Genomic DNA, 7,833 nt, shown 5'->3' with positions numbered 1-7,833 from the left:
TCTGTCCTTTTTGTCCTCGTTCGACTCTCGCCCGACGGCTCACATCGCTTGCGCGACGTCGTCACCGGTTTTCGTTGCGAGGGCGGTTGATCTAGAGGGCTTTGTTCACTCTGTCAACCACTTTTTTTTCGTCGCCGTCACCGCTCTCCGCGGCGACCTCGACTCACCCGCCGTCGCGAACTCGTCGTTCTCGTCAACGGGAGGCGCGACTTTAGCCACAACCTCCCTCCTGTCAAGAACTCTCAAAACTTTTTTTCGCGCCCTCGACCTGCTGCCTAAAAACGCCGGGAAAATCAGCCCCGAACCCGGTCAACCCCGACTGGCAACAGGGTCGACATGCTCGTCCGCAAACCACCGGTTTCGACATTCACGCACGAGCGACATTTCCGCCCCGCCCGCGAGCCGCACCCGAAACCCTTTCTCCCGCGGCCGAAGTCCAACCATCGTCCCAAGCACCTCGATCGTCTGCCACGTCCCAGCCGCCCGCATCCGATGCGGTCGCACGTGCTCCGGCGGCAAAGTCTCGACATCCACCCGAAACCACTTCGCACTGCCCGCCGGCCTGTCCCAACCAGCCTCGACGCACAAGTCCGCCTCGATTTCGTCCATCGCTCGCTCGGATGCCGCAAACGCCGCACGCGCATGAAGCACCAAAACCACGCCGTACCCCTCGGGCAACCGACGCACGATGTACCCACGACTGCGCGCTCGCACCGTGATCTGTCGCGAATCGCCAAAGTGCTCGAGCTCCCGCAACTCCGCGATCACGATCTGCCAGTGAGCCGCAGCTATTTTGAGGTCGAACGGTTCGAGGATCCCGGCGTAGTCCACCGTCTCCCCATCCGAATCCACGAGCACCGCACCCCGTGACCCCGGAATGACCGCCAAAAGCCGCTCCAAAATCGTCGTAAACGTCGACGCTTCCTGGTCACGCGGCGGCGGTACGGGTCTTTCCCTTCGAGATCGTCGCGGCTCGTTCATCGATCGACCGGCACCATCACGAGCAACGTGTCCACATCACGCCCCACGAGCACGTCGGGCCTCAGCCGCTCGAGCAGCTTGGCGCGCGCTGCTGCAGCGCGCATCCAAAGAACCTCCTGACGCACGCTCCGACGACGCTCCTCGAGCGACACCCGCGCTTCGGGAATTCGTTCGAGCAGCAACAACACATGAAAACCGTACGAGGTCGCAACGATATCGCTGAGCGATCCGCGCGCAGCAAGCATCGAAGCGCCCTCCGCAAATGACTTTTCGACACCACCACCATCAGGCGAAATCAAACGAGCATCCGCAGCAATCGGAGGCAACTGCTCCACCTTGATCTCGAACCCGTCTCGCGAGACCGCTTCCGCCGCTCGCTTGAATGCATCCACGACCGGATCAGGTTGATCGCGCACGACCGACGTCGACTTCGCCGTCCCCGCTACGGGCAGCACGGCCTCTCGCACCGCTCGCGCCACTGCCTCGGCTCGAGTGCGCGTAGCTTCATCCGCATCCTCTTTCGTCCGCACGACGGCATGCACCACTCGAAATCCTTCAGGTCGATCCAATTCGAGCCACCTTCGTTGCATGACGCGTTCGAGCTCTTCGTCCGTCACCGGCCCCGCTCGATCCGCATCGTCCAAGAGCTTGCGCAACATGCGCCGCGCGAGCGCCGCATTGACGACGAGCTGCATGCTTTGATCGGCATCGACGCCCTCGGCCTTCGCTTGCTCCGCAAAGAGCGCATCCCGAATCGCCAAGTCTCGTGCCGCAGCAACTCCAACGCCCTGCGCCGCAGCGATGCGCGCGACATCGTCCGCCACGATGATCTCGCGCCCCACACGCGCAACGGTGCCCGCTTCGAGATTGCCCGTCTCGAGCGGCGCAACGACGGAGTCCTTTGCCTTGTCAGCACAACCAACGAGCATCGTGCTTGCCACGAAAATCCACGGCAGCGACGTGCTCACGAAAGGCCGCACATCAACGCGGACACTCCCCGCCATCACGCGCCGCCTCCTCGAGGTCGAAGAAGCTCGGTCGACCCTCGAAGCGACAGCGCACCGACCACCAGCAAATACACGGCCTTGAAATCATCACGCTGCCCGAGCGCCAAGATGCCGAAACCAAACGCGACTGCTGCGGCAAAGAGGAGCACGACGGCGAAAGCATCGATGGCTCGCGACACGCCCGCAGCATACATCCATGCGCCTCACTCGTGGGACACGACGCGCACCCGAACCGCAGCCCGGCTGCCCACGCGCAATATGTCACGCGTCGTCGAGAAGCCGCTCGTTCAGCGCCGTAGGAAAACGACCGCAATCCCCGCAGCGATGAACGTAAAAAGCAGCAGCAGCGCACGTCCTGCAGCTGGTGTGACACGCCGATTCGATCGCGAAGGACGCCTGCCACGCTCCACCGCTGCCGATGCAGCCACCGTGATGATCGCAACCGCACATGCAACAGCAAGCGCATGCGCCACGAGCGCTCGATCCTCATCACGCACGTTCCACGCAAGTACGAGAAACACGAGCCCCGCACCGACGCCCACGGTCATGACGAAAATCGCACCACGAGGCAGCGCCGAACGCGCCTGAAGTAGTGGTGCACCAGGCTCGGAAGCATCCGCGCTGGATACATCGACCTCCCATGGCTCACGCCACGAAAGCGCAAATGCGCCCCACGCGATTGCACCAATCGACGCGCGCAAAGGATCGAGACGCAACGGCTCGAGCGCCGCCGACGCCAAGAGCCACGCGCCCGTGATCAGCACGAAAAACAACGTGAGCCCAACATGACGCGCAAGACGCGGTCGCGATGAACGAAGCATCGGGCCCACGAGACCCGCTGCAAGCGCAAGCAACGCAACGAGCACCGCGCTCCTTGGCGCAGATCGCGAAAGCACCGCGGGAGCCACCGTCGCTGACCACGCAACGAAGGCTGCAAGGAGCGTCTGCCCCACGGCATCACTCACTTTGAGCCCTGGCGCGATGCGCGCGATGACTCCCTTCGTCTCCGCGTCCGGACCGAAGGATCGCCGAGCAGACCCCTTGGCTACTTCGACGTCCGCCTCCTCATCAGGCCCTTCGGTCCGCTCCGCTGCCATGCCGCGCTACGATACACCACGCGCGAGACGTTCCAGAGGGACAAACCCTTCCGCCTCGACATCCAGCGCACCGGCAAACGCTCCTTCACCAGAAGACTCGTCCTCCTGCGCCACTTCCAACCCCAGCTTCGACCAAAGCCCTTTGTCGAACAGATGACTCGGGCGAACGTTGCTCAACGCCGCAAGCATGTTCCGACGTGCGCCAGGGCAACGCGCATCGAGATCCGCGAGCATCCGACTGATCGCCTTGCGCTGAAGGTTCTCCTGCGATCCACACAAGTCACACGGCAGGATGGGGAACTTTTGCTCGTCGGCGAACGCCGCGAGATCCTCTTCAGCACAAAAAATGAGCGGCCGGATCACGACGTTGCGACGATCGTCGGACACGAGCTTCGGGGGCATCGCCTTGAGTTGTCCCGAGAAGACGAGGTTCAACATCAAGGTGGTGATCGCATCGTCGCGATGATGACCGAGCGCGATTTTGGTGCACCCGAGCTCGACCGCGACGTTGTAAAGAATGCCCCTTCGAAGACGCGAGCAGAGCGAGCAGTAGGTTTTTCCTTCTGGAATCTTGTCGGTGACGATCGAGTACGTGTCCTCGTTGATCATGCGAAAGTCGTGGCCACGCGATGCCATGTAGTCTCGCAACAGATGCCCCGGATAGCCGGGATGCCCCTGGTCGATGTTGACGGCGACGACGCTGAAACGAATCGGTGCACGACGCGACAGATCCACGAGCAAGTCATGCATCGCGTAACTGTCTTTGCCTCCAGACACGGCGCAGAGGACGCGATCGCCCTCTTCGAGCATCCGGAAATCAGCAATCGCGCGCGACATCGCGCGAGCCAGCTTGCGGCGAAGATTCACGACGAGCTCTGAGCAAACTGTTCGATGAGACGAAGGTACGTGAGCACGCCGTGCCCCGTGCCTCCCTTGGGATGAATCCCACAGGGCTTGTTCGCCATCGAGGGACCGGCGATGTCCACGTGGATCCACGGAACATCTCCGACAAACTCGCGCAAGAACAGCGCCGCCGTGATCGCTCCACCCCAGCGCTCCGCCGTGTGTTTGATGTCCGCCCAGTCGCTCTTCAACCCTTCGCGAAGGTCTTCGACGAGCGGCATCTGCCACGTCGCTTCACCAGCAGCCTTGGCCGCATTGCGATACTGTTCGGCGACTTCGTCTCGGTTGGTGAAAAAGCCCGAAACCGTCGGCCCAAGAGCGACGACGCAAGCGCCCGTGAGCGTGGCGTTGTCGAGGATCAAGTCGGGTTTCAAGCTGCGTGCGTACGCAAGACAATCGGCGAGCACGAGCCTTCCTTCGGCATCCGTGTTGATGATCTCGACAGTCTTTCCATCGAGCGACTTCCAGATGTCTCCCGGCCTGTACGCCGCACCATCCGGCATGTTTTCCGCGGCGCCGATGATCCCATGCACCTCGACCGCTGGTTTGGTCGCTGAAACGGCCGCCATGAGCGCGAGCACGTTGGCCGCTCCGCCCATGTCGCCCTTCATTTCCTCCATGCCGGGCGCCGGCTTGATGCAAAGCCCACCGCTGTCGAACGTAAGGCCCTTGCCGACGAAGACGAGCTTCTTCTTCGCAGGTTTTGCAGGCGTATAGACCAAATGCACGAGCCGCGGGTCGTGTGCACTTCCCTGCCCGACGGCGACGATCAAGTTCATCCCCGCCTTGGCGAGTGCCTCCATGTCGTAGACACTTACTTTGAGCCCACACGATCGGGCGACTTCCACCGCCGCTCCCGCAAGCAGCTCCGGATACAGCTCGTTCGGCGGCGTATTGACGAGATCACGCGCAATCGCGATCGCGTTGCCAACCTTCTCACCGAGCGCCATCGCATCACGATCGGCTTTGCTCACTTTGCCGCTCATCACGAGCGAGACGCGTTCGAGGTTCACCTTGGGAAGACGATCACCCGTTTGGAAACGAGTGAATCGATACGATCCCAAAACCGCCCCCTCGGTCGCCGCACGCACGGCACCCGTCACGCCATCGGGAATGACGATCGCGAGCGACTCGGCTTTCGCTCCAAGAGCAAACCGAGCGCCTTTTGCCGCAAGCACGCGTGCATCGACATCCGTCAGGGGAGAGGTTTTTCCGAGCCCGACTAGGAGAACACGCCCGACTGGCAGTGCGTCATTCGTCGACAAATCGAGGGTCTGATCCTTCTTGCCCGTGAAGTCCTCGCGCTTGACCGCGCGTGCAACCACGGTACCGAGCGCTTTCTCGAGCTCGGCCAGGATGCCCTCCTTCGTCGTCGCGCCCTCGGGCACGCCAATGACGACGACGTCTGCGGCAATGCTCAGAGGCGCCTGGGAAACGATGGAAAGCTTGATCGACATGCATTCTCCTGAGAGCGACGTGGCAGGTCCCCCGATGATCGGGCGCGCATCTAATCACGATGCGTACGATTCGTCGACGGATCGTGTCGTGCTCGGCTCAATGAACTAGACGGCTGCACGAGCTGATGTGAGTGAGGGGAATTCTCTGCCGCACTGCGGCAACACGGATTCGCAATCGAACCGTCTCAAGCAGCCGAGCCGGCTCCTTTGTAGATCTTGATGACTTCGCCAAGCAGAGCCAAGCCATCCTCGCGCGATCGCTGAAATGCGTTTCGTCCCATGATGGAACCAAACGATCCGCCTTTGGCAAGCTCACGAACCTCGGCCAAGACCGCATCCGTGCCTTTCGCCTCGCCACCCGAAAAGATGACGATGCGCTTGCCATTGAACGTGGACTGCACGACGTGCCGAATGCGATCCGACATGGTGGCGATCGGGATTTGGTACTTCTCGTACATCTTCCGCGCCTCGTCTTGCTCGATGTGCGCTGACGGCGGCTTCACCTTGATGATGTGCGCACCGAGCTCTGCCGCAATGTGCGCCGCGTAAGCGATCACGTCGATGCCCGTTTCGCCCGCTTTCGACAGTGCGCCACGCGCGTACGACCAAACGATCACGGCGAGCCCTTTGCGTTTCGCTTCGATCGTGATCTCGCGCAAGTCTTCGTACATCTGGTTTCTCGCGCCAGACCCCGGATAAATCGTGTAGCCGATGGCAACACAACCGAGCCGCAGCGCATCCTCCACCGAGCCCGTGACTGCCGAGATCGGATGCTCGGTTTTCGCCAGCGTGTCGCTGTTGTTCAGCTTGAGGATGAGCGGAATCTGTCCGGCAAACTTGGCAGCTCCTGCCTCGAGAAACCCGAGCGGAGCAGCGTACGCGTTGCAGCCCGAATCGATGGCGAGCTGGAAGTGATAGTCGGGATCATTCGCTGCGGGGTTTGGCGCGAACGACCGCACGGGGCCATGCTCGAAACCCTGATCGACAGGGAGAATGACGAGTTTGCCCGTGCCCGAAAGCGCGCCGTGCTCGAGCAGACGCACGAGGTTTGTCTGGGTGCCCGGGTTGTCCGATGAGTACCAAGAGAGGATCTGCTTGACGCGATCGGTGAGAGGCATGGTCGTCTCCGGTGGATCGTTTACGTTTCGAGTTTCCGTAGTTCTTGGCAGCCCACCGCTCGGGCGGCCTCGCGCGCGGCTTCGTCGTGCCGAACTGCGATGACGAGGAGGCTAGGTCGCACACGACTTTGCTGCAACGTCATCCGACACGTTTGTACACTCGAACCAACGAAGACGAGCCAAGCTCACGTACGAAAAAAGCCTCGTGCCCCTGGAGGGGAAGATGACCGAATCGGCTGATCAACAACCTCAGAGTTCGCCCACGGGACAATCACGCGCCGGCATCACGCTCGAAACGTTCATTCTCGAAGGGCAGCTCGGCAATCCTGCCGCAACCGGATCGTTCACGTCGCTGCTCAACCAGCTCGCCCTGGCAGCGAAACTCGTCACATCAAAAGTTCGTCGCGCCGGACTCGCTCGATTGCTCGGGTACACCGGACAAACCAACGTCCAAGGCGAAGCTGTTCAGAAGCTCGACGAAGAAGCCAACGAGACACTCATCAGCGTGCTCGCTCGCCGCAATCACTGCGCAGCGATCGCCAGCGAAGAGCTCGATTCCATCCGCGTCACATCGACCGATCGTCGCGCCAAGTACCTCGTGGTCTTCGATCCGCTCGACGGCTCGTCCAACATCGACGTCAACATCTCCATCGGCACCATCTTCGGTGTGCTTCGCAAATCATCCGACGGCGAAACAACCGAAACGGACTTCCTTCGCCCCGGACGAGACCTCGTCGCTGCGGGCTACATCCTCTACGGCTCCTCGACGATGTTCGTCATCACCACGGGCTACGGCGGCGTGCACGGGTTCACCTATGACCCAACCGTCGGCGAGTTTTTCCTTTCACACGAGAACATCCGCATCCCGAGTCGCGCATCGCTCTACTCGATCAACGAAGGCAACACCGTGCACTGGACCGAAGACGTGCGGCGGTGGAACGCGTACCTGAAGGAGGAAGACAAGGCGACCGGGCGCCCCTACGGCGCGCGTTACGTGGGATCGCTCGTGGCCGATGCGCATCGCACGCTCATGAAAGGCGGCATCTTCGCCTACCCCGCTGACAACAAGAGCAAGAAGGGCAAGTTGCGACTGCTCTACGAAGCAAACCCCTTCGCGTTCATCTTCGAAGCAGCCGGTGGCATGGCAACGACGGGGCGCGATCGCATCCTCGACATCGAACCGACGGAGCTGCACCAACGCACGCCGCTCGTGCTCGGCTCACCGCACGACGTGCAGGTCTTCGAAGAGTTTGTCCGAGGAGAGAGATGA

The 7,833-nt window shown here is 61.6% G+C and carries 8 protein-coding genes; 1 reads left to right on the top strand and 7 read right to left on the bottom strand.

Annotated features, from left to right (window positions below):
- Positions 1 to 309: 309 nt before the first annotated feature.
- The 7 genes from IPM54_18065 to IPM54_18035 form a co-directional block, all read right to left on the bottom strand.
- Positions 310 to 981 carry a hypothetical protein gene (locus IPM54_18065; GenBank protein ID MBK9261698.1) on the bottom strand — a complete coding sequence of 224 codons (672 nt, stop codon included), beginning with the start codon at positions 979 to 981 and terminating at the stop codon, positions 310 to 312.
- Positions 978 to 1,949, bottom strand: a complete 972-nt coding sequence (locus tag IPM54_18060) for a peptidyl-prolyl cis-trans isomerase (protein MBK9261697.1) — start codon at positions 1,947 to 1,949, stop codon at positions 978 to 980. The genes IPM54_18065 and IPM54_18060 overlap by 4 nt, the downstream gene beginning before the upstream one ends.
- Before the next feature lie 35 nt (positions 1,950 to 1,984).
- Positions 1,985 to 2,167: a hypothetical protein gene (locus IPM54_18055; protein MBK9261696.1), complete on the bottom strand. Its 183-nt coding sequence runs from the start codon at positions 2,165 to 2,167 to the stop codon at positions 1,985 to 1,987.
- Between the two features lie 108 nt (positions 2,168 to 2,275).
- On the bottom strand, positions 2,276 to 3,085 hold the full coding sequence (locus tag IPM54_18050) for a hypothetical protein (protein MBK9261695.1): 810 nt from the start codon (positions 3,083 to 3,085) through the stop codon (positions 2,276 to 2,278).
- 6 nt (positions 3,086 to 3,091) lie between these two features.
- A complete protein-coding gene (gene ttcA / locus IPM54_18045; GenBank protein MBK9261694.1) occupies positions 3,092 to 3,952 on the bottom strand; it encodes a tRNA 2-thiocytidine(32) synthetase TtcA in 861 nt (286 codons plus the stop codon).
- The gene (locus tag IPM54_18040; protein ID MBK9261693.1) at positions 3,949 to 5,445 is read right to left on the bottom strand and encodes a leucyl aminopeptidase; all 1,497 of its coding nucleotides are present in this window, start codon (positions 5,443 to 5,445) and stop codon (positions 3,949 to 3,951) included. Before IPM54_18040 ends, ttcA begins: the two co-directional genes overlap by 4 nt.
- Before the next feature lie 185 nt (positions 5,446 to 5,630).
- On the bottom strand, positions 5,631 to 6,563 hold the full coding sequence (locus tag IPM54_18035) for a class I fructose-bisphosphate aldolase (protein ID MBK9261692.1): 933 nt from the start codon (positions 6,561 to 6,563) through the stop codon (positions 5,631 to 5,633).
- Positions 6,564 to 6,786: 223 nt separating this feature from the next.
- On the opposite strand from IPM54_18035, the gene fbp reads away from it, so the two are divergent.
- The gene (gene fbp / locus IPM54_18030) at positions 6,787 to 7,833 is read left to right on the top strand and encodes a class 1 fructose-bisphosphatase (protein MBK9261691.1); all 1,047 of its coding nucleotides are present in this window, start codon (positions 6,787 to 6,789) and stop codon (positions 7,831 to 7,833) included.

The organism is Polyangiaceae bacterium (assembly GCA_016715885.1).
In the GTDB taxonomy this organism is placed as follows: Bacteria; Myxococcota_A; Polyangia; order Polyangiales; family Polyangiaceae; genus Polyangium.
This window is presented reverse-complemented; position numbering and strand designations above follow the sequence as displayed.